This is a genomic window from Sediminibacillus halophilus, from assembly GCF_900103695.1.
GTDB classification, from domain to species: domain Bacteria; phylum Bacillota; class Bacilli; order Bacillales; family Amphibacillaceae; genus Sediminibacillus; species Sediminibacillus halophilus.
The window spans coordinates 690,700-716,889 of record NZ_FNHF01000001.1 but is presented as its reverse complement, the minus strand read 5'-3'; the positions used below and the strand labels follow the sequence as shown (position 1 = coordinate 716,889).

24 protein-coding genes are annotated in these 26,190 nt (G+C 42.9%); 16 read left to right on the top strand and 8 right to left on the bottom strand.

What is annotated here, in order from left to right; translation table 11 throughout:
* The first annotated feature begins 9 nt into the window (after positions 1-9).
* The 3 genes from BLR82_RS03680 to BLR82_RS03670 all read left to right on the top strand — a co-directional run bounded on the left by BLR82_RS03680 (position 10) and on the right by BLR82_RS03670 (position 3,030).
* A complete protein-coding gene (locus BLR82_RS03680) occupies positions 10-1,302 on the top strand; it encodes a Gfo/Idh/MocA family protein (RefSeq protein WP_074597631.1) in 1,293 nt (430 codons plus the stop codon).
* Positions 1,303-1,353: 51 nt separating this feature from the next.
* Positions 1,354-1,992 carry a YesL family protein gene (locus BLR82_RS03675; protein ID WP_074597630.1) on the top strand — a complete coding sequence of 213 codons (639 nt, stop codon included), beginning with the start codon at positions 1,354-1,356 and terminating at the stop codon, positions 1,990-1,992.
* 117 nt (positions 1,993-2,109) lie between these two features.
* Positions 2,110-3,030 carry an AEC family transporter gene (locus tag BLR82_RS03670; RefSeq protein WP_074597629.1) on the top strand — a complete coding sequence of 307 codons (921 nt, stop codon included), beginning with the start codon at positions 2,110-2,112 and terminating at the stop codon, positions 3,028-3,030.
* Here BLR82_RS03670 and BLR82_RS03665 read toward each other — a convergent pair.
* Genes BLR82_RS03665 through BLR82_RS03655 form a run of 3 tightly spaced genes read right to left on the bottom strand, consistent with a single transcriptional unit; the run spans position 3,024 to position 5,566 of the window.
* Positions 3,024-3,866, bottom strand: coding sequence for a sugar phosphate isomerase/epimerase family protein (locus BLR82_RS03665; RefSeq protein WP_074597628.1), 843 nt, complete (start codon positions 3,864-3,866; stop codon positions 3,024-3,026). The genes BLR82_RS03670 and BLR82_RS03665 overlap by 7 nt on opposite strands.
* A gap of 11 nt (positions 3,867-3,877) precedes the next feature.
* Positions 3,878-4,564, bottom strand: a complete 687-nt coding sequence (locus BLR82_RS03660; protein ID WP_281242157.1) for a rhamnogalacturonan acetylesterase — start codon at positions 4,562-4,564, stop codon at positions 3,878-3,880.
* 30 nt (positions 4,565-4,594) lie between these two features.
* A complete protein-coding gene (locus BLR82_RS03655) occupies positions 4,595-5,566 on the bottom strand; it encodes a LacI family DNA-binding transcriptional regulator (RefSeq protein ID WP_074597626.1) in 972 nt (323 codons plus the stop codon).
* A 190-nt stretch (positions 5,567-5,756) separates the two neighbouring features.
* Between BLR82_RS03655 and BLR82_RS03650 the strand changes: the two genes are divergently transcribed.
* The 10 genes from BLR82_RS03650 to BLR82_RS03605 all read left to right on the top strand — a co-directional run bounded on the left by BLR82_RS03650 (position 5,757) and on the right by BLR82_RS03605 (position 18,307).
* Entirely contained in the window at positions 5,757-7,253 is a 1,497-nt protein-coding gene (locus BLR82_RS03650) for a UxaA family hydrolase (protein ID WP_074597625.1), read from the top strand.
* Between the two features lie 30 nt (positions 7,254-7,283).
* Positions 7,284-8,816, top strand: coding sequence for a tagaturonate reductase (locus BLR82_RS03645; RefSeq protein ID WP_083334689.1), 1,533 nt, complete (start codon positions 7,284-7,286; stop codon positions 8,814-8,816).
* A gap of 105 nt (positions 8,817-8,921) precedes the next feature.
* Positions 8,922-9,677, top strand: a complete 756-nt coding sequence (kduD, locus tag BLR82_RS03640) for a 2-dehydro-3-deoxy-D-gluconate 5-dehydrogenase KduD (RefSeq protein WP_074597624.1) — start codon at positions 8,922-8,924, stop codon at positions 9,675-9,677.
* 25 nt (positions 9,678-9,702) lie between these two features.
* Entirely contained in the window at positions 9,703-10,536 is an 834-nt protein-coding gene (kduI, locus tag BLR82_RS03635) for a 5-dehydro-4-deoxy-D-glucuronate isomerase (protein WP_074597623.1), read from the top strand.
* Positions 10,537-10,626: 90 nt separating this feature from the next.
* Positions 10,627-11,637 (top strand): dienelactone hydrolase family protein, encoded by a 1,011-nt coding sequence (locus BLR82_RS03630; protein WP_083334688.1) that lies wholly within the window; start codon positions 10,627-10,629, stop codon positions 11,635-11,637.
* A gap of 80 nt (positions 11,638-11,717) precedes the next feature.
* Complete coding sequence (locus BLR82_RS03625; RefSeq protein ID WP_074597622.1) at positions 11,718-12,476, top strand: DeoR/GlpR family DNA-binding transcription regulator; 759 nt, start codon at positions 11,718-11,720, stop codon at positions 12,474-12,476.
* 21 nt (positions 12,477-12,497) lie between these two features.
* On the top strand, positions 12,498-13,442 hold the full coding sequence (locus BLR82_RS03620) for a sugar kinase (RefSeq protein WP_074597621.1): 945 nt from the start codon (positions 12,498-12,500) through the stop codon (positions 13,440-13,442).
* Between the two features lie 21 nt (positions 13,443-13,463).
* Positions 13,464-14,114 carry a bifunctional 4-hydroxy-2-oxoglutarate aldolase/2-dehydro-3-deoxy-phosphogluconate aldolase gene (locus tag BLR82_RS03615; protein WP_074597620.1) on the top strand — a complete coding sequence of 217 codons (651 nt, stop codon included), beginning with the start codon at positions 13,464-13,466 and terminating at the stop codon, positions 14,112-14,114.
* 290 nt (positions 14,115-14,404) lie between these two features.
* Positions 14,405-15,616, top strand: coding sequence for an NAD(P)/FAD-dependent oxidoreductase (locus tag BLR82_RS03610; RefSeq protein WP_074597619.1), 1,212 nt, complete (start codon positions 14,405-14,407; stop codon positions 15,614-15,616).
* Positions 15,617-16,147: 531 nt separating this feature from the next.
* Entirely contained in the window at positions 16,148-18,307 is a 2,160-nt protein-coding gene (locus BLR82_RS03605) for a type IA DNA topoisomerase (protein ID WP_074597618.1), read from the top strand.
* A gap of 377 nt (positions 18,308-18,684) precedes the next feature.
* Here BLR82_RS03605 and BLR82_RS03600 read toward each other — a convergent pair whose 3' ends face one another.
* Positions 18,685-19,374, bottom strand: a complete 690-nt coding sequence (locus BLR82_RS03600; RefSeq protein ID WP_074597617.1) for a FadR/GntR family transcriptional regulator — start codon at positions 19,372-19,374, stop codon at positions 18,685-18,687.
* Between the two features lie 363 nt (positions 19,375-19,737).
* On the opposite strand from BLR82_RS03600, the gene BLR82_RS03595 reads away from it, so the two are divergent.
* The 3 genes from BLR82_RS03595 to BLR82_RS03585 all read left to right on the top strand — a co-directional run bounded on the left by BLR82_RS03595 (position 19,738) and on the right by BLR82_RS03585 (position 22,984).
* The gene (locus BLR82_RS03595; protein ID WP_074597616.1) at positions 19,738-20,916 is read left to right on the top strand and encodes a trans-sulfuration enzyme family protein; all 1,179 of its coding nucleotides are present in this window, start codon (positions 19,738-19,740) and stop codon (positions 20,914-20,916) included.
* 19 nt (positions 20,917-20,935) lie between these two features.
* Positions 20,936-22,411 carry a Na+/H+ antiporter NhaC gene (gene nhaC / locus BLR82_RS03590; protein WP_074597615.1) on the top strand — a complete coding sequence of 492 codons (1,476 nt, stop codon included), beginning with the start codon at positions 20,936-20,938 and terminating at the stop codon, positions 22,409-22,411.
* A gap of 366 nt (positions 22,412-22,777) precedes the next feature.
* Positions 22,778-22,984 (top strand): thioredoxin family protein, encoded by a 207-nt coding sequence (locus BLR82_RS03585; protein ID WP_161629535.1) that lies wholly within the window; start codon positions 22,778-22,780, stop codon positions 22,982-22,984.
* Between the two features lie 55 nt (positions 22,985-23,039).
* On the opposite strand, the gene BLR82_RS03580 is transcribed toward BLR82_RS03585, so the two are convergent.
* From BLR82_RS03580 to phnD, 4 genes are all read right to left on the bottom strand, one after another.
* Entirely contained in the window at positions 23,040-23,609 is a 570-nt protein-coding gene (locus BLR82_RS03580) for a polysaccharide deacetylase family protein (protein WP_074597614.1), read from the bottom strand.
* A gap of 99 nt (positions 23,610-23,708) precedes the next feature.
* Positions 23,709-24,476 (bottom strand): phosphonate ABC transporter ATP-binding protein, encoded by a 768-nt coding sequence (phnC, locus tag BLR82_RS03575; RefSeq protein ID WP_074597613.1) that lies wholly within the window; start codon positions 24,474-24,476, stop codon positions 23,709-23,711.
* Between the two features lie 13 nt (positions 24,477-24,489).
* A complete protein-coding gene (phnE, locus tag BLR82_RS03570) occupies positions 24,490-25,245 on the bottom strand; it encodes a phosphonate ABC transporter, permease protein PhnE (protein ID WP_074597612.1) in 756 nt (251 codons plus the stop codon).
* A gap of 11 nt (positions 25,246-25,256) precedes the next feature.
* Positions 25,257-26,165, bottom strand: coding sequence for a phosphate/phosphite/phosphonate ABC transporter substrate-binding protein (gene phnD, locus BLR82_RS03565; protein ID WP_074597611.1), 909 nt, complete (start codon positions 26,163-26,165; stop codon positions 25,257-25,259).
* Positions 26,166-26,190: the final 25 nt, after the last annotated feature.

Genomic DNA, 26,190 nt, shown 5'->3' with positions numbered 1-26,190 from the left:
GGGGAAAACATGAGGAAATTTGCAGTATGCGGGGTAAGCAAACGTGCCATGGGCATGTTTATCAAACCGATGTTGGAGAGTTTCGCAGCTACTAGCAAGCTGGCAGCCCTTCTTGATACGGACGCAAAGCGATTTGCCGTCTGCAAGTCGGAATTCCCTGAAATAGAAAATGTCCCAGAGTACGGGGAAACGGAGTTTGACAAAATGGTAGAGGAAACCAGCCCGGATGTCATCATCGTGGCCAGCAGGGACGACACCCATGTTGACTATATTTTGAAAGCGTTGGAAAAGGATATAAATGTGATTACGGAAAAACCGATGACGACCAGTGCTTTGGATAGTAAACGAGTAATGGAGGCGGAAGCTCGTAGCAAGGGCAAGGTCACTGTAACGTTCAATTATCGTTACAGCCCGTACCATATGCGGATCAAAGAATTGATCCTGGCCGGTAAGGTAGGGCGGATTACTTCGGTGGATTTGAATTGGTATATTGACACCTATCATGGTTCCAGTTACTTTCAACGCTGGAACAGGTTGAGGGAATTTTCCGGCGGGCTTTCCATCCACAAAAGCTCACACCACTTTGATTTGGTAAACTGGTGGCTCGACCAAAAACCAGTAGAAGCTTTTGCTTTTGGGGCGTTGAATTATTATGGCCCGGAAGGGGAGCACAATCCATTAAAGGAAGACGGAAGGCATTGCAAAACCTGCAATGTCAAGCATGACTGTTCCTATTATATGCGATGGAATTCGCGTAGTAACAGTGTGATCGTTCAGGATGACCATATTGATTCGGATGAAGCGAGGAAAGACACTTATACTGGTTATCGACCTGACCAGTGCGTGTTTGATTCTGCGATAAATATTGAAGATACCTACACAGCGACAGTGAAGTATGAGAAAGGCGCTTTATTAAGCTATTCAATCAATTTTTCCTTGCCTTATGAGGGATATCGACTGGCTATCAATGGGACGGAGGGACGGATAGAAACCACTGAATTCCATGCCCCGTCCAGGGTCCCCTTTCCTGTACCGGAACAAACGATCGAATATTTCCCATTGTTCGGTTCAAAAGAAACGATTCATGTAGTGAAAAGGGATGGAGGCCATGGCGGAGGCGATCCGGTCATTCAAGAGGATATCTTTATGGGAGAAGATCCTAAAAGACCTTATACCATCTTATCAGGAAGCAAGGATGGCACGTATGCCGTCACGCTTGGAGAAGCGGTTTGGAGGTCGGCCAAGGAAAACAGGCCGGTCCGCATTGAAGAGTTGTTAAGCCAGCAAACGGTAAAAAGTTAGTACGACAAGAAACGAAAATAAGCTATATGGATAGAAGCAGGGGGATTGGTTATGCAGGTAGGAAGATTGTTGAATGGCGTTATGGCTTTTTGTAAATGGATAACCCATTTCGCTTTACTCAATTTATTATGGATTGGCTGTACCCTGCTTGGCGGCGTTGTTTTTGGATTTGCGCCTAGTACAGCAGCTATGTATGCGGTTGCCCGCAAACAAATACTTACTGAGGACTCTCCACTTTTCAGAACGTTCTGGAGCATTTACCGACAAGAGTTTTTCCGGGCAAACGGGCTGGCATGGCTGTTGGCGGCAATCGGGGCTATATGGTATTTTGATCTACATTTTTTCCGGGAATTTGAGGGCTGGTTTTACTCCCTGATGAATTACATAATGATCATGATTGGCCTGGTTTACATGATTTTGCTGATGTATATTCTTCCAGTGTTTGTACATTATGACCTGAAAATCAGGGGATGCATCAAACAAGCGCTGATTATTGGATTTCTCCATCCTGCCAACCTTGTCTTAATGCTTGTCGTCGGGTTATCGTCCTATTACTTTTTCATTTATTTCCCTGGTTTGATTCCATTGTTCGGTTTAACTGTTTTTGCTCACTTGAATATGTGGCTGTCACTGAAATGTTTTAATCAAATCGAGGAAACAAAACTTACCGAAAAAGTTGCCTCCCCTTGATAGTGGTAATGGTCTGATGGAAGGAGACTTCTGCAGACCATATTTTTTATTGCAGGAATATAGACGAAAAACATTTTTTAATCGACAAAAAAAGATGACATAAATAGGTGGTCGTATATGGAAATGATTTTTATATTTATGAATATCATCCTGCCTGTGTTTATTCTCATTGGGATAGGGGCATGGCTGCACAAATTGTTCACCTTAGATCTTTATACGCTCGCAAAGCTAAACATTTATTTTCTGAGCCCGGGATTTGTTTTGATCAATCTCTATGAATCTGAATATTCTCTTCATATCCTTTGGGAAGTGTTTTGCTTTTTCACACTTTTCATTGCAGGTTTGTATCTGATTGTGAAAATGATTGCGAAAATAGGGCGATACCGTAAAAGTGTGGAAGGGGTGTTTACCAACAGTATCCTGCTTTACAACTCTGGAAACTATGGGATTCCGGTCAACGATTTGGCCTTTAAACAAGATCCGCTGGCAGCCACTATTCAAGTAATCGTCATGACCTTTCAAAATGTTCTGTCCTATTCCTTCGGTATTTTTTCGCTGAAAGCTGTCAGCGAAGGGAAGTGGAGGGCTTTACTCGGATTGTTGCGCATGCCGGCTATCTATGCAATGTCAACAGGGATTTTATTGAATGTTCTGGATGTCGAGTTGCCCGTCTTTTTGCTCAAACCGGGACAATATATAGGTAACGCTATGATTGGCATGGCTTTGTTGACCTTAGGAGCACAAGTAGCACAACTTACTTTCTATCCTAAACTCGTGGTTGTTTATGTCAGCTTGGCAGTAAGGCTGGCTCTTGGACCAGCCCTAGCGGTTCTTTTGATTTGGTGCCTTGGATATGATGGTTTGCTGGCCAAGGCACTGCTCGTCTCATCGGCAATGCCGAGCTCTGTGAACAGTGCGATAATCGCACAAGAATACAAGAATGAGCCGGAACTGGCCGCACAAACCGTTCTTGCTTCCACCGTTCTTAGTATGTTTACAGTAACCATCACAATCTATTTATCTAGTCTGCTTTACTGACGGGAGCCAGTCTTCTTTTCGAGATTGTATTTTTGGTCCAGGAAGGTTTTAGAGATTTGCCGCTGTTCGGGCGTTTTGGCAGCCTCCATGATCACATCCACTTCAGGCTTATACTGATGGAGCAATTGAAAATATAAATCATAATTCAAGTGGCCGCTGCCAGGAGGAACAGTTGTAATCTGACCATTTTCCATGATCCTGTCTTTTGCATGACAAGCGAGAATCCTATTACCCAAACGTCTGAAGGCTTGTTCGATTACTTCGTCTTGCCTGCTGAAATTTTCGGCAGTCAGCAAGTTCACCGGATCGAGGACGACACCGATATTGCTCGATGGGAGCTGCTCCAGCATTCTTTCTAGCGTTTTCGCATCCCCGATCAAATGATCGTTCGCTGGTTCGATTCCGATTAAAACCCCATGCTTTTCTGCTTCTTCTATAAGCAATTCCAAGCTTTCTTTTAAAACTTCCCAGTCTTCCGGGATAAAGCCGCCAGGCATCTTTCCAACTTCTGCTGCCACCACATAACAGTCAAAGAGAGGTGCGTAACGAATCAGCTCTTTGAAACGCTCTAGATTCTCCTGGCGTTTTTCCGGGTCCCTTTCATAAAGATGCAGATAACAGGCAAGCACAGAGATGGATACACCGTGTCTTTTAAATGCTGAAAGGATGCTCCTTGCCAGTCCGGGACTTAGACATCCAGGACGCTGGAAGTCTGGTGAATCGATTGCTTTCCACAAAGCAAGCTGTACATGGGCAAAACCTTCTTTTCCCACTTTTTCAGCCAAATCATCCCATGGCTGTTTTCCCATTAAATGTGCCAGTACTCCGACACTCATCCGATCACTCCTTATTTCATTGGAAGTATTAGATAGTCTGCCAATGGCAGTTTCATTGTTTTTAAGCATCTACAGACCAAACCGGCTATTTCCTCTGCACCTTGTTCATTAAAATGCGTATTGTCTTGTACTCCGTTTGGATAATTTTCCTCCTCACCTGGTTCAAACCACATAAACAATTTTCTGGACGCAATATCTCCTGATTTTTCCAAAAGAACCGTCGTTTTCTTGGTTAAGTCAATCAATGGTACTGATTCCATGTGTGCCAGTTCCCGCATTGCAGCTGGGTAATCACCATGTGTTTCCTGCAAACTTCCGTTCTCTGAAAAGTACCGCCGCTGGACCGGAGTCAGTAAAACAGGGAAGGCCTGGTTCTGTCTGGCAACCGTAACATACTGCTTCAAACAATTTTGATAAGTAGTAAATGGATCTGTATGTCTTTCGGTTTCAGGCTTGCTATCATTGTGGCCGAACTGGATGAATAAATAATCTCCTGGTTGCAGGTCGCGATTGATTTCATCTAACCTGCCTTCTGTTATAAAACTTTTGGAGCTTTTGCCCCCAGCTGCACGATTGAAGACAACAACTCCCGTTTCAAAGAAGCGGGGGAGAGCCTGCCCCCAGCCTGCTTGTGGTGCTCGATGCTTACCATAATCACTTACAGTTGAATCTCCTGCTAAAAAAATCCGTATCCCCATCGATTTCATCTCCTTTTATCCGGCTGTCTGTCAAGCAAGCGGCCGACAAGAACTGGATAATCTTAATTCGGGTTCCAGATAAATGGCAGATGCTAAAGGTTTTTCGTCAATGACAGCCATCAGTACTTCTGCGAGTTCTCCTGCGATGGTATCAAGCGGGACTCCGACAGTCGACAAAGACACTTCCATGTCCTCGCTTTGAGGAAGATTGTCATAACTGATGATTGAAATATCTTCTGGGATCTGCAAGCCTTGCTCATGAAGAGCGCGTAGTACCCCCTTTGTCAAATCATGGCTACCACTGATTATTGCGGTAGGCAATTCCCGCTGCTGTAGTATTTTTTTTGCAGCATCATACCCATCATATTGTTCCAATCCAGATACCTGGATCAGCTGTCCCTCAACCGAAGCCGAAGAAACTGCCGATAGGAATCCTTTAACTTTTTCGGCTTGTAATCGGTCTTTATCCTGCATATCTCCCACATAATCGATTCGGCGATGCCCTGTTTGGATGAGGTGTTCAACTGCGGCTTTGATAGCTTTACGACGGTTGGCATCAACGACTGGATTGATTGTGTTTTCGCTGGCGATTCCATACGTAACCATTGGTACCGATGCATCCAAATCAGTTTGATTAGTGCCCTCTTCAAAAGTGAGAATGGCATCTACTTGATACCTGTTGAAGGTCTTTACCGCATCTTCTAATTCATTAATAGAAATAAGCGTCGTGTAGGATAATTGTTCCAATCGTTTGTTCAAATTTGTAATCAATGCGGCATGGGCAGCTCTTTCAATCGTCGGCCAGACAACTCCGATCGTATGAGACTTTTTCGACACAAGGCTGCGCGCTGCTGCATTGGGCTGATATCCTAACTGTTCTGCCAACTCGGTAATGCGTTTTTTAGTAGGTTCTTTTACCAGGGGACTGTCTCTCAGAGCTTTAGAAACGGTAGAATAACTGACCCCTGCTGACTTAGCTATATCTTTAATCGTGACGCCCATTGGTGTTCCTCCATTTTTAAATAATGTGTAATAAGTATATAACGGCATAGTGCAGGAGACAACGCTGTACAGGAGGTTTACTCAGCCGTAGAGCAATCTGGCTGACCGCCATTGACAGAAAATTCTTAGCACTCTATAATAATAACAACGTTGTTATTATTTTTCAAATTAATTTTTCAGGAGGTTAAACATGAGTGAGCCCACTATCATGATTCATGAACGGGACAATGTAACAATAGCTCTTCAGGATTTAAAACCCGGCGAAACGATTGTAATTGATAGGGAGGAAATCATTGTCCAACAGGCAGTCCGTGCCGGTCATAAAATTGCAAGAAAACCGATTCCGGAAAATGAAAACGTCATCAAATATGGCTACCCAATTGGCAAAGCTACGACTCCTATTGATATCGGGGATTGGGTCCACACACATAATGTGATGACGAACCTATCGGGAACCTTAGAGTATAAATACAACCCGACATCCGATAAAGTCGCCAGCCAAGGAGAATCTGCAAGGACTTTTCAAGGGTATGTCAGGAAAAATGGGGAGGTTGGAATTCGTAACGAAATTTGGATTATCAATACGGTAGGATGCATTAACAAGACAGCTGAAGTCGTGGCGAAGATGGCCAATGAACAGCATAAGGATGATCAAATTGACGGAGTTTTTCATTTTTCCCATTTATTTGGCTGTTCTCAGCTTGGTGATGACTTGCATAATACCCAGAAAATATTAAGCAGCCTTGTGCACCATCCGAACGCTGCAGGAGTTTTGGTAATGGGCCTTGGATGTGAAAACAACTATATCGATGCTTTCAAACAAGTGATCGGTGATTTTGATGAAGAAAGGGTCAAGTTTATCAGTGTGCAAGAAACAACCGATGAAATTGAACATTCCCTTGATCTCATTGACGAGCTGGCTGAATATGCGCGCTCCTTCAGGAGAGAAGCAGTACCAGTTTCCAAATTGAAAGTCGGATTGAAATGCGGCGGATCAGACGGCTTCTCTGGAATTACCGGAAATCCGCTGCTTGGCGCTTTTTCAGATAAGCTGATTCAACAGGGCGGAGCTACTGTGCTGACCGAAGTTCCGGAAATGTTCGGTGCAGAATCCATTCTAATGGGAAGGGCAAAAGATGAACAGACCTTCCGTAAGATTGTTGATTTAGTCAACGATTTTAAGGAATACTTTTTGCGGCATGGACAGAATGTCTATGAAAATCCTTCTCCTGGAAACAAGGAAGGCGGGATTACCACTCTGGAAGAAAAGTCTTTGGGAAATGTACAGAAAGGTGGTTTCGGAGAGGTTGTAGATGTATTGCCGTATGGGGACAGGATGACGTCCGGCGGATTGAATTTGCTTCAGGGTCCTGGCAATGACTTGGTGTCTACAACAGCATTAGCAGCTGCAGGAGCTCATATAGTCTTATTTACGACCGGTCGCGGCACCCCGTTTGGAGGGCCAGTTCCTACAGTGAAAATTTCTACTAATTCGGCACTTGCCGAAAAGAAAAAGAACTGGATCGATTTTAATGCCGGAGCATTGATAGAAGGAAAAGGTAAAGAAGAGCTGACAGAAGAATTTTTTGATTACATTGTTGAACTTGCTTCAGGAACCAATCAGACAAACAACGAAAAATTTGGCTTTAAAGAAATTTCCATATTCAAAGACGGTGTGATTTTATAACGAACATTCAAAAAAGAGGAGGGAAACCTAGTGGTTAAATTAGATCGTACTGTCCTGGCGAAGTCGTTTGCTGACACAACATACCGAAATTATGACAGCAAACTTCCGGAAAAGGTTCTGCAAATCGGGGAGGGGAACTTTCTCCGCGGATTTGTTGATTGGATGATCCATCAGATGAACCAGCAAGGAATCTTCAATGGTTCCGTAGTGGCTGTTCAACCAACTCCGCATGGTCGTGTACTTCCGAAACTAAAAGAACAGGATTGGCTTTATACGGTGATCCTTCGCGGAATAGCCGGTGGAAAAAAAGTAGACGAAGCAGAAGTGATTCCTGCTATATCGAGAGGAGTCAATCCCTACGAAGAATGGGAGCAAATACTTAAAGTTGCTGAATCAGACAAGTTGGAATTGATCATTTCCAATACAACCGAGGCAGGAATCACATACCTCCAAGAACCGTATCAAAGTGATTCCTTCCCTTCTTCCTTTCCAGGAAAGATAACCGCTCTTCTTTACCATCGCTATAAATACTTTTCCGGTGACTTAAAAGCAGGTTTGCATATCCTTCCTTGTGAACTAATCGAGGAAAATGGCGGAAAGCTTAAATACATTGTAAAACGGATTGCAAGGGACTGGAATCTGCCTTCCGATTTTTTACGTTGGCTCGAAACAGCAAATCGATTCTACGATACGCTGGTCGACCGGATTGTTACAGGGTATCCAAAATCGGACGCAGCGGATTTTGCCAGTAAACTCGGTTATGAGGATGCCTTCCTCACAGTAGGAGAGCCCTACCACTTATTTTGTATCGATGGATCTGAGGAAATAAAGAAAGTGTTTCCTCTTGACCAGGCCGGTTTAAGAGTTAAATGGGGAGATATAGAACGATACAGGGAATTGAAGGTCCGTTTATTGAATGGCCCCCATACCATGATGGCTTCCGTCGGTTACTTGGCGGGTGCGGATACAGTATTGGATGTAATGAAGGATGAATCGCTTCGCTTATTTGTAGATCGAGGGTTTGAAGATATCAGTGAGACACTTCCTTTCGCCAATCAGGAAAAGCTTGATTATATAGAAGAGGTTAGGCAACGATTTTTAAACCCTTATAATCAGCACTATCTTCAAGATATCGGAATGAATGCAGTGTACAAGTTCAAATCCAGGCTCCTTCCCACCCTTAGCAGGTATGTTGATAAAAAAGGACAAATGCCAGATTCTATTGCGTTGTCGCTTGCTGCTATTCTCGTCTATTTTCGCCCTGTACAAATGAATGCGCATGGGATTGTAGGTGAAAGGGACGGAAAAAGATATCAAACTCGTGAAAGCGAGCTTGTCAGCAAGGTGCTGACGAACTGCTGGAAAGAATATGAGCAGGAAGAGATCAGTATCGAAGAATTTGTTTTTTCTATTTTGGGAAACCGTGCTATTTGGGACGAGGATTTAAATGAAATCGAAAACGTGACTCCGACCGTAAGTGGTTATGTCTGGCAAATTATTTCCATGGGGATGAAGGAAACCTTAACACAAATGCTTCATAAGAATTACTCTTCTTTATCTTGAATCCATCTTAAAAATATACCTTGTTATCTTTCTATCTCCATGCTAAAATCAAACTATAACGAACAAAAACAAACATAAAAAACTGAAATGGAGAGGAGCTTGGTTATGGGCGAACTATTCTCATTAAAAGGTAAAACCGCCCTCGTGACAGGTGCCACCCGGGGACTTGGTCAGGGAATGGCAGTGGGTCTTGCAGAAGCTGGAGCGAACATAATCGGAACGGGAACAAGTGATTTGAGCGAAACCCAAGCGAAGGTGGAAGCTGTTGGCCGAACCTTTCATGGATTGAACAAAGACTTGTCCCGAAAAGATTCAGCAGCGGAACTTGCCAATGAAGCGGTTGAACTAGGCGGAACGATCGATATTCTCGTAAATAATGCTGGGATTATCCGCCGATCAGATTTGGAGGAATTCTCAGACGAAGACTGGTACCAAGTAATCGATGTCAATCAGCATGCCGTCTTTCAGCTGAGCAGGGAAATGGGCAAACATATGCTGAATAATGGTTCCGGGAAAATCATCAATGTAGCTTCGATGTTATCCTTCCAGGGTGGTTTGAAGGTGCCTGCCTATACAGCCAGTAAACACGCTGTTGCCGGGTTGACCAAGTCTTTTGCCAATGAGTGGTCCAGTAAAGGAATTAATGTAAACGCTATCGCTCCTGGATATATGGCCACTGATAATACAGCTCCAATTAGAGAAAACAGGGAACGTAATGCCTTTATCACCTCCAGAATTCCCCAAGGAAGATGGGGATCCCCAGATGACTTAAAAGGTGCAGTAGTATTTCTTGCCTCCGATGCTTCCAATTATGTAAATGGCCATGTGCTTTGCGTAGATGGCGGATGGATGAGTTCTTAATAAAATCCGGAAAGGGGAAAAAGCTATGGAAATCAGGTATGCGACCAACCCAACAGATGTGAAACGATATGACACAGAAAGGATCCGCAAGGAGTTTTTAGTGGAAAATCTTTTTAAATCCAACGAATTGAACCTTGTTTACTCTCATTACGATCGGCTTATCACGGGAGGAGCAGTACCGGTAAAAGAGACGCTAAAGTTGGAAGCTGGCGATCTTCTGAAAACGGAGTATTTTTTGGAAAGACGGGAAGTTGGGATTATCAATATCGCCGAGGGTGTTGGCATTGTTACAGTCGACGGAGAAAAGTATGAATTGAACAAACGAGATTGTGTCTATGTTGGCCTCGGGCATGAAAGTGTAGCTTTCTCCAGTAAGGATAGCAGTAATCCTGCCCGGTTATATATCGTTTCTGCCACGGCACACAAACAATATCCGACCCAAAAAATCGCCATTGAAGAAGCGACGCCTAACCATATGGGTTCTGACAGCCAGTCCAACAAGCGGACTATCTACCAATACATCCATGCAGGGGGGATTCAAAGCTGTCAGCTGATGATGGGGATGACCCTTCTGGCACCAAACAATATGTGGAACACGATGCCGCCGCATCTTCATGACCGCCGGATGGAAGCTTATTTATATTTCGATATGGATGAGGATTCCCGGGTCATTCATTTTATGGGGCGACCAGATGAGACGAGGCATATTGTCATGAGAAATGAACAGGTCGTTTTTTCACCACCATGGTCGATTCATTCTGGGGTAGGTACCGATAACTATACGTTCATTTGGGCAATGGCAGGAGAAAATTACACGTTTACCGATATGGACAGCGTATCCATGGATGAACTAAAATAATCTTTTTCAAGTGAAAATAAGTTCTGTCAATCCGGTTCATTGTTTACAGTGAATCGGATTTTTATTACGAACAGGAAGCTGGTAATTGAAATGGGGAAAACACTAGAACAGTTTTTCATTGAGCAATACAATCGGAGTCCAGTTCTTAATTGGACGCTCGAGCAGTACGAAAGTCAGCGGAATCGAATGAAACAGGAATTGAAGAAATTACTTGGTGATTTCTCCGATTGGGATAAAATAACGTCAGAACCTGTCCTGGAAACTGTTGAAGAATATGAAGATTACCGTCAAGAACGGATGAGTGTGAGGTTAGGGAATCAACTTGATGTTCCTATTTATGTGCTTACACCATTTAAGCCGAAAGCAACGTTACCTGCTGTTTTGGCACTTCATGGTCATGGTTACGGACCAAAACAAATTATCGGACTGACGAAACAAGGCAGAAGGGACCTTTCAACTGCTACTCAAACAAACTTTGCTCTGCAAATGGTGAAACGCGGCTGCAAAGTTTTTGCACCGGCCTTGTTAGGAATAGGAGAGCGGATTTTTCAAACTGATGCGGAAGCAGGGGAAGACAAATCATGTGAGAGGCTGGCACAGCTATTCTTAATGCAAGGAAAAACACTTCTGGGTGCCAGAGTTTGGGAAACTAGAAAATTACTTGATGTCATTTCGTCCTTTGAGGATGTGCCTCCCGATAATATTGGGGCATTTGGATTTTCTGGAGGAGCTGCAGTAGCTGGTTTTACAGCTATTTTAGATGAAAGATTGAAGGCGACAGTGTTGGCAGGCTATCCCTCCCTGTTCCGGGACAGCATTCTGAAGAAACCTCACTGCCTGGACAACTATCTCCCGGGTGTACTAAGGCTTTCCGAACTTCCGGGTTTACTGGGATTAGTATCACCTCGACCGATTTTTATAGAAACAGGGGAAAAAGATGTTTTATTTCCATTATACAGTGCTAGTGTTGCTATCTCTCAGTTAGAAAGGATTTATCAGCAAAACGGGAGACCGGAAGCATTTGACTTTCACATTCACCATGGTGGTCATGAAGTCGATGGCAGCAAGTCCTATAACTGGCTTTTACAGCAGCTTATCTAGCAAATTGAGGGAAGTTCGATGAAGACATTCTATCTGGAATATGGTAGGTTAAAAATATGTGCAACTGCAGGAGGGTTGATATGCTATCAATAGAACGCTATCAACGTATTTTAGCTGAACTGGAAAAACAAAAGGTTATCAAAGTATCCGCTCTTAGTAAGCAATTAAAAGTGACTGAAAAGACAATCAGAATTGATTTGGAAACCTTAGAGAGTCGCGGGTTACTTACCCGGATTCACGGCGGTGCGATGTTGGTGGAGTCAGAGGAACGATTGCTGCCAATTGAAGAGCGGCAATCCGGCCAAAACGAGGTGAAACAAGCGATTGCCAAACGGGCAGAACAATTGATTGTGCCGGGAGAGACAATTCTTATGGACGGAGGCAGTACGACAGTAGAAATCGCCAAGCTGCTGGGTGATAAGGAGGTCACTGTCATCACAAATGATTTAAATATCGCTCATGTATTGCAAGCTAAACCGAAAGTACAGCTTCTTGTACCGGGAGGAGAGAGGATCGCCAATTCCAGTTCTCTTTTTGGTACACAGGCTACTCAATTTCTGCAAAAGCTGCACGTCAACCGAGTGTTTTTTGGTGCTACGGGTGTATCAGTGGAGCAAGGATTATCTGTTTTTACTAGCTTGCATGCAGATTGGAAAAAACAGATAGTGGAATGTGCCGAAGTGGTAACACTTGTCGCTGATTCCTCCAAATTCGGCAAAATTGCCCTGATCCAGTTTGCCAATATGGATCAAGTCGATATCATCGTTACCGATGACCGTCTTGATAAGATTTATAAACGACAGCTTAAGGAAAGAAATATTCAAGTATTACTAGCATAAAGACGAAGGAGGATTTCAGACATGGATGTAGTAACTTTAGGAGAAAGCATGGTGTTATTTACCCCTGATACAGAAGGCCCGCTCCGTTATGTCAGCGGCTTCCATAAAACGATCGGTGGGGCGGAATCGAATCTAGCGATAGCCTTGACCAGGCTAGGTCATCAAACTGGTTGGATCAGTCGGCTTGGTAACGATGAATTTGGTCTGTTTGTCCGCAATTTCATTCGTGGAGAAGGAGTCGATACATCGAATGTCACCTTTGATGAAGAATTGCCAACAGCTGTTTTTTTTAAAGAAAAACCTGCAGCCGGCGATCCGAAAATTTATTACTATCGAAAACTTTCTGCCGCCAGCGAGCTATCGCCGGATGATTTAAATGAGGAATACATAAAACAAGCTGCTTTCCTTCATGTAACCGGCATCACTCCAGCACTTAGTGACACATGCAAGCAAACTGTGCTGGAAGCAATCCGCCTGGCAAAAGCAAACGGTCTAAAGGTTGTATTTGATCCCAATCTTCGTTTGAAATTATGGTCTGAACAGGAAGCAGCTAAGACGTTGATGGAAATTGCGGCGTTAAGTGATATCGTGCTTCCTGGAATCGACGAAGGGGAACTGATGACTGGGCATGAACAGGAGAAAAAAATTGCGGAAGAACTCTTGGAGAACGGTTCAGACGTCGTCGTGGTGAAACTCGGTTCATCCGGTGCTTATTATGCTACAAGGCGGGAAGCAGATTATGTTGAAGGTTACAAAGTGGAGCGGATTATTGATACCGTTGGAGCCGGAGATGGTTTTGCGGCAGGTTTTCTATCTGGCCAGCTTCGGGGATGGACTCTTGCTGAATCGGTAAAATTGGGAAACCGTATAGGAGCCTATGCACTGACCGTCTCTGGAGATGTCGAAGGTTATCCTTTCTGGCATCAAGTCGATACGGAACAGGCAAACAAGGAAATTTTGCGCTGAAAAATAAGGAGGTAGAGGAAAATGGATAAAGCTACTATTATGAAGAAAATGGTAGAAAATGGAGTCATTGCTGTTATTCGCAAAGTACCGGAAAAAGATGTAGAGCAGGTGGCCGAATCGCTGATAAACGGCGGCGTAAATGTTCTTGAAGTAACGCTTGATGCCGAAAATGCCAATAAAATCATCCAATCATTAAGCAACAAATTTGCCGGGAAAGCAGTCATCGGTGCCGGTACTGTTCTTGATGCACCCGCGGCGAGAACAGCCATTGAACATGGTGCACAGTTTATCGTCAGTCCGCTTCTGGAACAAGAAGTAATTGAGGCAACCCTCGGTCTTGATAAAGTCTCTGTTCCAGGAATCATGACGCCGACAGAAGCAATGACAGCTGTAAAACTAGGCGCCGATATTGTCAAAGTTTTTCCGGCTTCGGCCGTAGGTCCTTCCTTTCTCAAAAATGTAAAAGGGCCATTACCGGATATCACGATGATTCCGACCGGAGGTATTACAACAGAAAATGCTGCTGATTTTATAAAAGCAGGAGCGGCGGCTGTCGGAGCTGGAGGAAATCTTGTGGACAATAAGGCGATAAGGGAAGGAAACTTCACTCAGATTGAACAAGTTGCTGCGAAATATACGGAAACGGTAAGGCAAGCAAGGGCGACGATGTAAAAGATCGATAAGTTAATCGAATCTATTTCAACAAACCCTTGTCATCAATGGTAATTATTTGACACAACAGGGGAAAAGATTTATGTTTGTGAAGATAGTAGCAAAAGGAAAATTCCCTTTTTTCCAGAGTTCGAGACGAGAAGATACATAGGAAGGTTTCATCTTTCTTCTCTCGAGGGATGGTAAATAGAAACACTAGATTTGCTGGAAATGGTAGATTTCTCCTGCTTATAAGTGTACCTCTAAGGAGGTATTGCACTTTTATATAAAAGAGAAAGGTGGACATGAACATGAGCAACAAACCTAAAATTGTCGTTCTTGGTGCTGGTTATGCCGGGATGATGACAACGAAACGATTGACGCAAAAGTTAGGCCCAGAAGAAGCAGACATTATTCTGGTCAATAAGCATAATTATCATTATCAATCTACATGGCTTCATGAAGTTGCTGCAGGCACGATTGATGTCAACAAAGTCCGTATGCTTATCAGCGATGTCATCGATACGAATCGTGTAAGACTTGTCTTTGATACAGTGCAGGAAGTGAAAAAGGATGAGCAGCGTGTCGTTTTGGAAAATGGTGAGCTAGAATATGATTACTTAGTGTTCTCATTAGGATTTGAGAAGGCCTCTTTCGGTATTCCCGGAATGGAAGAAAACGCCCTGTCAATTGAAAGTGTCGACAAAAGCCGCTTGATCAGCGAACATATCGAGCATCAATTTGCCCGCTACAGCAGTGGTGAAGAAACGAATGATGAGGCATTAAACATCGTTGTTGGAGGATCAGGGTTTACCGGTATCGAGTTTGTCGGAGAACTAGCCGAAAAAGTGCCGGAACTCTGCAGGAAGTATGATATTGATCGCAGTAAAGTGCGTATCATCAATGTGGAGGCGGCACCCTCCATTCTCCCTGGATTTGATGAAGAATTGGTTGCTTATGCCCGTAAATCCTTGGAAGATCGTGGTGTAGAATTCCGTATAGGCACCAAAATCCAAGAGTGTAGAGAAGATGCATTTATTGTAGGAGAAGACAACGAAGAAATTAAGGCTGGTACGATCGTCTGGACTGGCGGTGTGCAAGGAAGCTCTATACTGGATAAATCCGGTTTCGAAGTGTTCAAAGGCAAAGTCAATGTAAACGGCGACCTTCGTGTACCAGGATATGAGAATATCTTTATCCTCGGGGATTGTTCCTGGGTAATGGATAAAGAAAATGACCGTCCATATCCTCCGACTGCCCAACTTGCTATCCAGGAAGCGGACACTGCTTCTGATAACCTTACAGCATTGCTGCGTGGCGGCAAGCTAGAGGATTTCGTTTTTGATAACAAAGGAACAGTGGCTTCGTTGGGTGGCAGCCATGCAATGGGAACCGTTTTCTCCGGATATAAATTGTATGGTAAAACAGCCCGTGCCATGAAAAATGTCATTGATAACCGTTATCTGTTCATACTTGGCGGACCAAAACTCGTTTTGAAAAAAGGGAAGCTTCGTCCATTTTAATAACGGAACATCAAAACGCTCAGGGAGGGAAGTAGGTTGAAAAACACATTTTTAGTAACACTGCTTGCGGTCCTTTCTACGGTTGTCTATGCCGTAGTTTTGAGGAAACAGGAAGACAACAAACATTTTTGGTAATAAACGTAACCGGAATCTATCAGGGATTCCGGTTTTTTCTATCACAACATCTTCATTCAGTCTTTGAAAACCGAACCGTAGCGGAAGAATCAAAAAAAGAATTTATCTGGTGTCTGAGTTAATGGAAGCCAGGTCAATATGTATAGTCAGGATTTAATAGAATGTTAGACGCACACTTCCTCTATATTTCTAGATGGTTGAGAATGGAATAGAAGCTTGTAATTTTCTTATAAAAAGATATAGAAACGATACAAACGTGTGTTCCTGAAATCGATCGGGCGTGTTATAATGGGGAAAGCGTTAGTTTACTTTAAATACTATCCCTCTTTTACATTACCTTCGCATTTTATCCCCGAATAAACATTCCTTCGAAAAAAAGAAAATAGGTGATTACACGTGAAATTGATTTTAGCTGAAAAGCCCTCTGTGGCAAAAAATATTGCAGATGCTTTACATATAAAAACAAAACAGGACGGTTACTTTCAAGGTAATGATTATTTGATTACCTGGGCATTTGGTCACTTGTTGCAGTTATATGATGCAAAAGATTATGATCGTTCGATGACAAAATGGAAAATGGAAAAATTTCCATTCATACCAGAAAAGTTTCTATATAAAGTGAAAACCGATGTCCGCAACCGAAACCGGGCAGATGGAGGGGCGCAAAAGCAGCTTCAAGTGATTAAACGCTTGATGAATCGGCCTGACGTAGAGGCAATCGTCTCTGCGTGTGACTACGATCGGGAAGGCCAATTAATTGGCGATAGCATCATTAATTATATCAAACCTCAACAACCGGTCTACCGATTATTAATCAATGAGTGGACCCAGGCGGAAGTGCTTCACGGACTGAAAAACATGCAACCAAATGAAAAGTTGCGCCCGCTGAAAGATGCCGGGATCAGTCGCCAATGGGCGGATTGGATAATCGGAATCAATTTAACGTCTGTTGCTACACTTAAATACCAGCAAGGAAGTGGAAAGGCTCTTAACATCGGCCGAGTTCTGCTGCCAACATTGAAAATCATTTATGACCGGGATAAAGAAATTAAATCATTTATCCCGGAAGATTATTTCAAGCTGACAGCAACATTTTCTACTAATTCCGGTGGAACGTTTCAAGGTGTCTACCAGGAAAAAGAACAAGAAAAATTCAAGCAAAAGCAGCCACTTGAGGAAATCGCCGGTAAAATAGCTAAAAAGCAAGCAACAATAATAGATAAACAAGTTGAGAAAAAGAAAGAGTTCCCTCCATTCCTTTTCAATCTTTCCAATTTACAAGGCTATATGACAAACAGGTATAACGGATGGACATCAGATAAAGTACTAAAGGTTGCTCAATCACTTTATGAAAAGAAGTGGATTACTTATCCTCGTACAGCTAGTACAGCCCTGGATGAGAGTCTGGTAGGGAAGGCGGCAACAGTATTAAAAAAATTGGCTGAAGAGGTACCGTATAAAGAAGAAATCCGTTTCTCGAAGTCAAAGCGGGTCTTCAACAATGCGAAAGTGGAAAGCCATAGTGCAATTATGCCTACTTACTTGAAACCAAAGCGGCTTACTAAGGATCAGGAACTCGTCTATCAAGCAATAAAAAACAGATTCATCATGCAGTTTATGCCTATTGCGGAGTATGAAGAAACAAGGCTTTTCGTTAAAATAGAAGAACCAGAGGTGCCCGGTTTGTTCTACACGAAGGGCAGAGTCCAGTTGAAGGAGGGCTGGAAGCAGGTAGAGGGCATTCAGTCAAAGGAAACAATCCTTCCGTACGTGGAGCCTAAAGAAACGGTTGCAGTCCAGGGAAGCGATGTTTCTTCGCATGTGACAAAACCCCCCAAACCTCATACTGAAAAAACATTGCTTCGATTAATGGAAACCTGCGGAAAGGTTTCGAAGGAAATTGGCCAAGACCAGGAAGAGGAAGTTACAGAGGTTCTATCGGGCTTTAGTATTGGTACTCCAGCAACAAGGGCAGAAACAATTAAAAAATTGAAAGATGTTGGGTATATTACGACGCAAAGAAAAAACCTGGTATGTACCGAGCTTGGAAACAGGCTTGTGGAGACTTTCCCGATTGACCGGTTATTCGACTTGGACTTTACTGGAAGATTGGAAAAATCCCTCGCGGATATCGAAAAGGGCAAAGTGGATAAGCAACGTTTTTTGGAAACCGTGTTTACCTTTACGAAGCAATCCGTAGGCACGATTAAGCAGGAAGCAGAGGTTACGATAAATAAGGTTGTGCAGCAAAAAGCGTCTAAAGAGACACTTGGAAAATGTCCAGTATGTGGCAGCAAGGTTGTCGAAGGAAGTAAAGGATTTGGCTGCAGTAACTGGAAGAGCGGCTGTAAATTCGTCGTTTGGAAAAATGATAAGTATCTAGCCGCAATGCGAAAACGAGCGACCAAAACGTTAGTAAAGGGATTGTTGAAAAATGGAAGGGTATATGCGAAAGGATTGACTAGTAAAAAAGGCAAGAAATTTAACGCCTATTTAAGCTATCAAAAGAATGCATCCAATGATTACTTCAGTTGGAAAATGGATTTTACCAAATAAGTAGAAAAGTTTGTCAGATGTTATGACAATAATAAAGCAGTGACTAACTGCCTGTGTTACATTTGATTTACAGAACATAACAGCTGGCCAAATGGAACCTTTGCCATCCGCCATTTGGTTGATTGCTGCAGGTTTTGTATCCGAAAGTTTGCGTCTCCCTCTTTTCTTTGCAAGGTGTCTGAATGATTGCCGCCAGTCCAGCGGCAATCGCATAAAAGCCAAACCGGCTCCCAATCGGCCGGTTTGGCTTTTTGTATGCAAGAAACTCTAAATAATCAAGCCTTCAGGCAGAAATAGACACACCATGTTTTGGGGTGGGAAAAGCCGTACATAACAAGAAGAGAGATTTGATGGTGAGCGGAAAAGGTGTAGAGAGCTCACTCTTGATATTTTTCAATGCTTGATTTAACAGACTCCATCATCTTTTGGAAAGAATCTGCTGCAGCAACTGTGTCACGCTGCTGAATTGCTTCCAGCAAAGATACATGGAAAGGATAGCTTTGATCAAAAATATCATCTTGACCAAAAGGCTCGTTCCAGAATTGGTGGAAAGTGTCCCAAACAGAGTCGATAATACTGGTTAGCAGCTGATTGTCGGCTGCCTCGTATAAGGCCTGATGAAATCGCGCGTCTGCCCGGTTGGCTTGTTCACGTTTACTTTCATTAATGTAACGCACATAATCCGTTAAGTGCTGCTGCATGATTGCGATATCTTTCTCTGTCGCCTTATGGACCGCCAAATCAACTGCTTTTCCCTCTAAAGCTATTCGGACATCAAGCGCATCCAATAAAAAATTTTTTTCATTTTCTACATCGAAAGCAGTCCTGATGTAAAAAGGTTTTGCATCTTTTATAAATGTGCCTTTTCCATTTAATACTTCTAGGATGTCTTGTGATTCAAGCAATTGCAATGCTTCTCGGAGTGTGGATCGTCCAATCCCCAATGCACTCATTAATTCTGTTGCAGCGGGAAGCCGATCTCCGGAAGTAAGGTTTTCTTTTTTTATATATTGTTTAATTTCATCGGCAACCATTTCGGATAGCCTTTTTTTCTTTACTGTTTTCATGTAAGCACCTCGCAAATCAACTAATCCTATTATAGCAAAAAAGCAAATAAATGATGAGTACAGCAAGCTGGAATGAAGCAATATAGTATTTTGTCAGATATTATGCTTCTGTCCAGTCGGAACGATGAACTACCATTTTATGATTTCCTTCTGTGGATAATACGGATTCTGTAATGGAAGGGAGGAGGCTACTTTAGAGTGAATTCTAGTGTTCTTTTATCTGGTAAACCGTAACAACCAAGGAGAATCGGACGAACCGTATAAATTATCAGAAAAATTTAACCTTTCATACAGGTTGATAGTGTGATAGTATAAATGCACACATTATTTTAAGCAGAATCCTGCAAGAAAGAAGGATGAAAAATGCATTACAGCGATGAAGAAATTTGCACACAACTTGGGGAGTCTTTCAGTGAACATCATGGAGCTGTGTCACCGCCTGTTTACCAAACAAGCTTGTTTGCGTTCGATTCTTTTGAGGCCTTCACCGAAGCACAGAAAAGAGAACGAGAAAATTATGTTTATACCAGGGGACTCAATCCTACAACTGAAATACTGGAACAAAAGCTTGCGTTATTGGAGAGGGGGGGGAAATGTAAGTGTTTTTCATCAGGAATGGGCGCCATAAGCAGTATCTTTTTATCCTTGCTGCAAAGTGGAGATCACGTTCTGTTTGTGAATAACATCTACGGACCGACCATTCAATTGTTGGACCACTTAAAACGCTTTTATATCGATCATAGCTCTGTTGGTAATAGTCTGGAGGAAATCGAAAAGGCAATTAAACCAACTACTAAGCTTATTTACGTAGAAAGCCCAGGAACGATGTTAATGAAGGTTGTAGATCTTCAGCAAGTTGCCCATATCGCCCAAAAGCATGAAATCATCACGGCAATAGATAATACGTGGTCGACGCCGATTTTCCAAAAACCCTTGCTGCATGGATTTGATTTATCGGTCCATTCCTTGACAAAATATATCGGCGGCCACAGTGATGTCGTAGGCGGAGCGGTAATTGGAAGTGAAGAATTAATCGATACCATCTCAAAATATGGTTTTCAACTAAATGGAGCCGTATTATCTCCTCACGATGCATCCTTGATTATCAGAGGCCTGCGGACATTACCGATCAGGCTAAGACAACACCAGCAACATTGCCTGAAGGTGATTGATTATCTGAAAGGCAAGGAAGAGATAACCAGTATTCATCACCCGAGTCTTCATTCTGGAGAAGAAGATGTGATCAACAAGCAAATGAAAGGTTTCTCGGGCTTGCTGAGCTTTGAATTAAAGGATGCAGGATTTGAGCAAGTCGCTCGATTTATTAATCATTTATCGGTTTTTAAAATCGGGGTAAGCTGGGGAGGGTTTGAAAGCCTGGTAAACGCACCAGTAAAAAAGGGAAACGAAAAAGAACTGAATAAACAGGGACTGAGTCCGGGTTTGGTTCGTTTGTCGATTGGCCTAGAGGGAGCAGATTTACTGATTCAGGATTTAGAGCAGGCTTTCCAGGCCTTGAGCCGGGAAGTGGAAATCCAGTAGTTAAAAGGAGAGGGTAAAAATGAACGATGCAAACATAAAACGGCCATCGATTGGGATGACGATGATTCCAATTGGCCTGGCCGTAGCTATTTTCATTATTGGGATTGGGGTATTGAAATACCAAGCAGAATTAATGTTGTTTTTTGCTGGTGCCTTGTTTGCGATATTTGCAACGTTTTATGGTCGGTCATGGGAAGAAATTTTAGTGGTAATGGGTGATAAAATCAAAAAAGCCTTGCCGGCCATTTTAATATTGTTCAGTATTGGGATGTTGATCGGTACCTGGATGATTTCTGGAACGATTCCGTTTTTTGTATATTATGGACTGGAAATTATCAACCCTGCCCATCTTTACGTTATGGCCTTTCTGGTAACGGCAATCGTTTCGACTTGTGTAGGAACCTCCTGGGGATCGGCTGGGACAATCGGAGTGGCGTTGATGAGCATCGCGCAAACCATGGATTTATCCATGGCTGTTACTGCAGGTGCTGTTGTTTCCGGTGCCTATTTTGGGGATAAATTGTCTCCTCTTTCCGATACAACCAACATGAGCTCACTTGCCGCAGGGTCAAATCTCTACGAGCATATACGTCATATGCTTTTTACATCGATACCTTCCTCCATCATAGCGGTCATCGTATTCTTCATAATGGGCTTGCAAATCGATTCAGCGACGGATCAGCTTGCCAATGTGGAGGAAATGCTAAGTGGAATTGGACAATTATTCAATCTGAATCTTGTTGTTTTACTCCCAGCTATAATTGTAATCGCGGGATCTCTTATGAAGAAATCTCCATTGATTGTATTGTTTATTTCCGCCTTGACGGCGATGGTGGTGGCATTGATTTTCCAGCATGCCACTGTGAGTAATCTGATTACTTCGGCCGTAGAAGGGTTCAATGTCGAGATGATCGCTTCTTCGGTGGCAGGAGCAGATGCCTCTATCATTGGACAAGACATGCAGGATTTACTCAATAGGGGAGGCCTGTACTCTATGTACGGGGCAACGTTCTTTGTATTTTGTGCTTTTTTCTTTGCTTCAGCCCTGGAAGTTTCCCAAGCTCTCAATGTCGTTTTGGAAAAGGTGATAACCTATTTACGTTCGGTGGGAAGTGTGGTAATAGCTTCCCTGATCACAGGCTTTGCTGTCATTAATTGTACTTCTAATGCATTGGTAACGTACTTCTTAATTCAGGACATTTATGGTGACGTTTACAAAAAGAAAAATCTCCATCCGGTTAACCTGTCGCGCAGCATGGAAGATTCTGTTACGGTAACGGAGGCATTGATGCCTTGGACAGTTTCTGGAGTCTTTATGGCCACTACGTTGGGAGTAGGAAACTTTGAATTTCTTCCTTGGGCAATATTCAACCTCGGAGGCATCGTATTCTCTGCATTATACGCTTTCCTTGCCCCACTGACAGGTGATTTTGGTATTCGAAAACTGAAGGATGAACCAGAAAGCGGTCGAGCTCGTTCTAAAACGGCGATATAAAAACATATAGGTGTACTTCCTATTTTGTAACAGCATTTTGTCAAACAGTGTATTGATTTAAGTCGGCAAGAATAGCTGAGTTAGAAGAAAGGATAATTTCACATTTATCAATCCTGACAACCTTAAAAGCCCTCCCTGAAAAAGTAACAGCAGGATTTTGTTTTATCCAAACAGTTTCGTGGAAAAATAAACATGAAAGTGGTAGTATCTAATTTGCCGTCTTTCTCATAGACGGCAAATCAATTGAAAAGGAGGGTAATCATGGCTGAAAAGATTACAGCGCAACAATTTAAAGAACTGACAAATACGATGGACAAGCCAATCATCCTCGAATTTGGAGCTGACTGGTGACCAGGCTGCCGTATGTTGAGACCGGTGGTCTCAAGCGTTTCTGAGCAGCTTGATACTGTAGACTTCTACTATGTAGACGTAGATGAGTCAGCAGAATTGGCTGAACAGTTCGGGGTGCAAAGTATCCCGACATTGGTAAAAATAAAAGATGGCGGAGAAGAAGCCGATCGTTCTGTCGGCTTTATGCCAGAGGAGCAGGTCAAAGCCTTCGCTGAGTCATAAATGTAGAAGAAAGGTGCCTTCGTCTTGGAGACGGGGCACCTTTTATTTTTCCCTGTTAACTTAACAGATGAAATCTGTAACCTTCTTGTTTAATCGATTGGATTAAGGAGGGAAGGATTTCAGCTGTTTGCTCTAGCTCGTGTAGCAAAATAATGGACTTGTCCTGCAAATGATGAAGCGTATTGTCAACAATTTGCTGGGGATTGTTTTTTAACTCCCAATCAATAGAGGCTATTTTCCAAAGTACTACGGTTAATCCGAGCTCCTCTGCAGCGCGTTTTGTATTCTCGTCATATTGGCCAAAAGGAGGCCGGAAATACGTTACTTTTTGCCCGGTTATGGATTCTATGGTCTTGACACTGGAAGCCATCTGCCGATATTGTGCCTTGTAATCTAAACTGGTCATGTCAGGGTGCGTAATCGTATGGGTTCCAATCTTGTGCCCTTCCTGAATCAATCTTTTCCATGGTCTTTCCGGATAGAGTAGTTTGGACTGCCAAAAAAACATAGCTGGAACGTTTTCGTGCTTTAGAATATCAAGTATCTCGGGCAGTACACTGCTTGGCCCATCGTCAAAGCTAAGCATCACAGTTTTATCCTTTGATTCCGGGAGACTGGTTATCATTTGTTCATCCTTCGAGTCGTACACGACTCGTGATTGATCTGCAATTCATGGACTATATGCCATTTTCCCACATCCTTCTGTCTAGTATTTGCCGCTCATTTACCGGCTCCTGGTTTTTTCATTGACTTCGTTGGATTCATAGGTGTTGAAATATTCACGGTCCGTAAATTCTTCCGGTTTCCCATCAAAAATAATTTCCCCTGCTTTTAATGCAACAATCCTGGTGGCATACCTTTTAGCTAATCCCACATCATGTACATTGATAATAGTCAGTAGATGCCGCTGTCGATGCATTTGCTCAAGCAGTGAAAAAATATGGTTGGAAGTCCCTGGATCGAGACTGGAGACTGGTTCGTCCCCCAGCATGATTTGCGGTTGTTGCAACAGTGCCCTTGCGATCCCGACCCGTTGTTTTTGTCCTCCGCTTAATCGTTCAACACGCCGATCGGCCATACTGGATAAATCAACATCTTCAATAACTTGTTTTGCCTGTTTTTTTTCCTGATCACTAAACCATCCGATAAGATTTTTAAAGTTGCTCCGATAGCCAAACGTACCGGTAAGTACATTTTGCATAACGGTTAGTCTGGGAATCAAATTAAAATGTTGAAAAATCATTCCCATCTGCCGACGTACCTTCCGTAATTGTTCCTCTGACATTTTTGACAGGGGTTGTCCGTCCCAACGCACTTCCCCGTAGGTGGGTTCTTGCAGTCCGTTGATACACCGTATCATGGTAGACTTGCCAGACCCGCTTTTTCCAAGAATGCAAACAAATTCACCCTTATCGAATGTTAAAGTTATATCTGACAATGCATCCTGTGCACTGCCGGGATAACGGACAGCGACTTCATTTAATTCCAGCAATTGTCGTACCTCCTTATATGACCCGATTCCTGACATAGCTGCCTAAAACGTCGACAATGACGACTATTACCATAATAATCAATACATCAAGCGAAACAGAGGAGTATTGAAAGGTTTTGAAGTCATTGAACAAACGCTGACCGATTCCGCCGCCACCGATGAAGCCGAGAACAAGTGATGTCCGAATTGCTACTTCAAGTCGATAAAAATAGTGTGACAGCACATTCGGCCAAATTTGCGGAAGGATACTGAACAAATGGGCGAACCAATTTTTTGATCCGACAGCCTTCATTGCTTCCTGCGGTCCCGGGTCTGAGGCTTCTACTAATTCGGAAATCAGCTTGCCCAGAACGCCGATATTATGAAAGGCAATCGCCAGAACAGCCGGAAAAGGCCCGAGCCCTAATGCTGTTAGTAAAATTAAACCAAACACAATCTCCGGAATGGAACGCATGAAACTCAATGCAAACCGTGACAAATGGTAGACTGGCTTGGTGGGGGAGGTATTCCAGGCAGCGATAAAACTGATCGGAAGCCCGAAAAACAACCCGATGAAACTTCCCAAAAAGGCCATTCCCACTGTTTCTAAACTATCATGGACCATACCAGGGAATTTAGAAGTATCCATAGGAAACCATTGTGCCAAAAAATCGATCATATTACGAAAATCTCGAAATTTTGACAGGTCAAATTCAGTCAGTCGCATGCTGAAATATAAAAGCAGACAAAGGATAAGCAATGTCACCAAATTTTTTCGTTTAAACCACATGAAAATCAGCTCTATTCTTCAATAACGCCTTGTTTGACAGCTGCATCACGGATGCTCTTATAATCCTCGTTCGTTGCTGTTGTAAAGCCTGTTGCTCCAAAGGCATTAAGGATTTCTTCATCTTCTATACCTTGGAAAGTTTCCTGCAAAGTAGCAATGGTTTCTTCGTCCGTATCTTGATGTACTGCCCAAGGATATTGGAATAGCTCTTCCGATTGCCAGATTTTTTTGATTTGATCGCCATCTACTTTGCCCGACTCGACTAATTGATTATAGATAGCACTGTCAATGGCTCCGGCATCGACTTGTTTGTTTTGCACCGCTAAAGCTGTCGCATCATGTGAACCAGTGAAACGGACAGAATTAAAAGAATGCTCATCTTCAGATTGATATACCCCTTGTTCTTGAAGTTCTATTTCTGGTATCAAGGCACCTGAAGTCGAATTTGGATCACCAAAAGCAAAATCGATTTTTTCCGGATCTGCAAGTAAATCTTCTAAAGACTCCCACGGATTATCGTTGTGCGTAATGATATAAGAATGATAGTAAGGTTCACCATCAATAAGTTGAGTAATGATTGCCTGTGCGCCACTTTTTTCATGAGCGACTACATATGTTAGTGGGCCGAAATAAGCCATGTCAATTTTGTCGTAATTCATCGCTTCTACGACACCGTTATAGTCAGGATAAACATCGACCTTTACTTTCTTATCCATGGCTTCGTCTAAAATGGATTGAAGTTTATCCATTGCCTGTTGCATTTCGCCTTCAGTCTGGGCAGGTATTACGCCGATAGTGAACGTATCCTCTGCATTGTCATTCTCTTGTTCAGCAGCACTGTCATTTTCCTGTTCATCCCCGCAAGCGGAGAGAAGTAGTGAAAAACTTAATATGATCGCCAAGTATATCCATTTTTTCATCTTATCACCTCATGAATTCTTTTGT

Coding starts and splice junctions, on each gene's coding strand:
- BLR82_RS03680 (WP_074597631.1), top strand. CDS start 10: ATGAGGAAATTTGCAGTATGCGGGGTAAGCAAACGTGCCATGGGCATG.
- BLR82_RS03675 (WP_074597630.1), top strand. CDS start 1,354: ATGCAGGTAGGAAGATTGTTGAATGGCGTTATGGCTTTTTGTAAATGG.
- BLR82_RS03670 (WP_074597629.1), top strand. CDS start 2,110: ATGGAAATGATTTTTATATTTATGAATATCATCCTGCCTGTGTTTATT.
- BLR82_RS03665 (WP_074597628.1), bottom strand. CDS start 3,866: ATGAGTGTCGGAGTACTGGCACATTTAATGGGAAAACAGCCATGGGAT.
- BLR82_RS03660 (WP_281242157.1), bottom strand. CDS start 4,564: ATGGGGATACGGATTTTTTTAGCAGGAGATTCAACTGTAAGTGATTAT.
- BLR82_RS03655 (WP_074597626.1), bottom strand. CDS start 5,566: ATGGGCGTCACGATTAAAGATATAGCTAAGTCAGCAGGGGTCAGTTAT.
- BLR82_RS03650 (WP_074597625.1), top strand. CDS start 5,757: ATGAGTGAGCCCACTATCATGATTCATGAACGGGACAATGTAACAATA.
- kduD (WP_074597624.1), top strand. CDS start 8,922: ATGGGCGAACTATTCTCATTAAAAGGTAAAACCGCCCTCGTGACAGGT.
- kduI (WP_074597623.1), top strand. CDS start 9,703: ATGGAAATCAGGTATGCGACCAACCCAACAGATGTGAAACGATATGAC.
- BLR82_RS03630 (WP_083334688.1), top strand. CDS start 10,627: ATGGGGAAAACACTAGAACAGTTTTTCATTGAGCAATACAATCGGAGT.
- BLR82_RS03625 (WP_074597622.1), top strand. CDS start 11,718: ATGCTATCAATAGAACGCTATCAACGTATTTTAGCTGAACTGGAAAAA.
- BLR82_RS03620 (WP_074597621.1), top strand. CDS start 12,498: ATGGATGTAGTAACTTTAGGAGAAAGCATGGTGTTATTTACCCCTGAT.
- BLR82_RS03615 (WP_074597620.1), top strand. CDS start 13,464: ATGGATAAAGCTACTATTATGAAGAAAATGGTAGAAAATGGAGTCATT.
- BLR82_RS03610 (WP_074597619.1), top strand. CDS start 14,405: ATGAGCAACAAACCTAAAATTGTCGTTCTTGGTGCTGGTTATGCCGGG.
- BLR82_RS03600 (WP_074597617.1), bottom strand. CDS start 19,374: ATGAAAACAGTAAAGAAAAAAAGGCTATCCGAAATGGTTGCCGATGAA.
- BLR82_RS03595 (WP_074597616.1), top strand. CDS start 19,738: ATGCATTACAGCGATGAAGAAATTTGCACACAACTTGGGGAGTCTTTC.
- nhaC (WP_074597615.1), top strand. CDS start 20,936: ATGAACGATGCAAACATAAAACGGCCATCGATTGGGATGACGATGATT.
- BLR82_RS03580 (WP_074597614.1), bottom strand. CDS start 23,609: ATGATAACCAGTCTCCCGGAATCAAAGGATAAAACTGTGATGCTTAGC.
- phnE (WP_074597612.1), bottom strand. CDS start 25,245: ATGTGGTTTAAACGAAAAAATTTGGTGACATTGCTTATCCTTTGTCTG.
- phnD (WP_074597611.1), bottom strand. CDS start 26,165: ATGAAAAAATGGATATACTTGGCGATCATATTAAGTTTTTCACTACTT.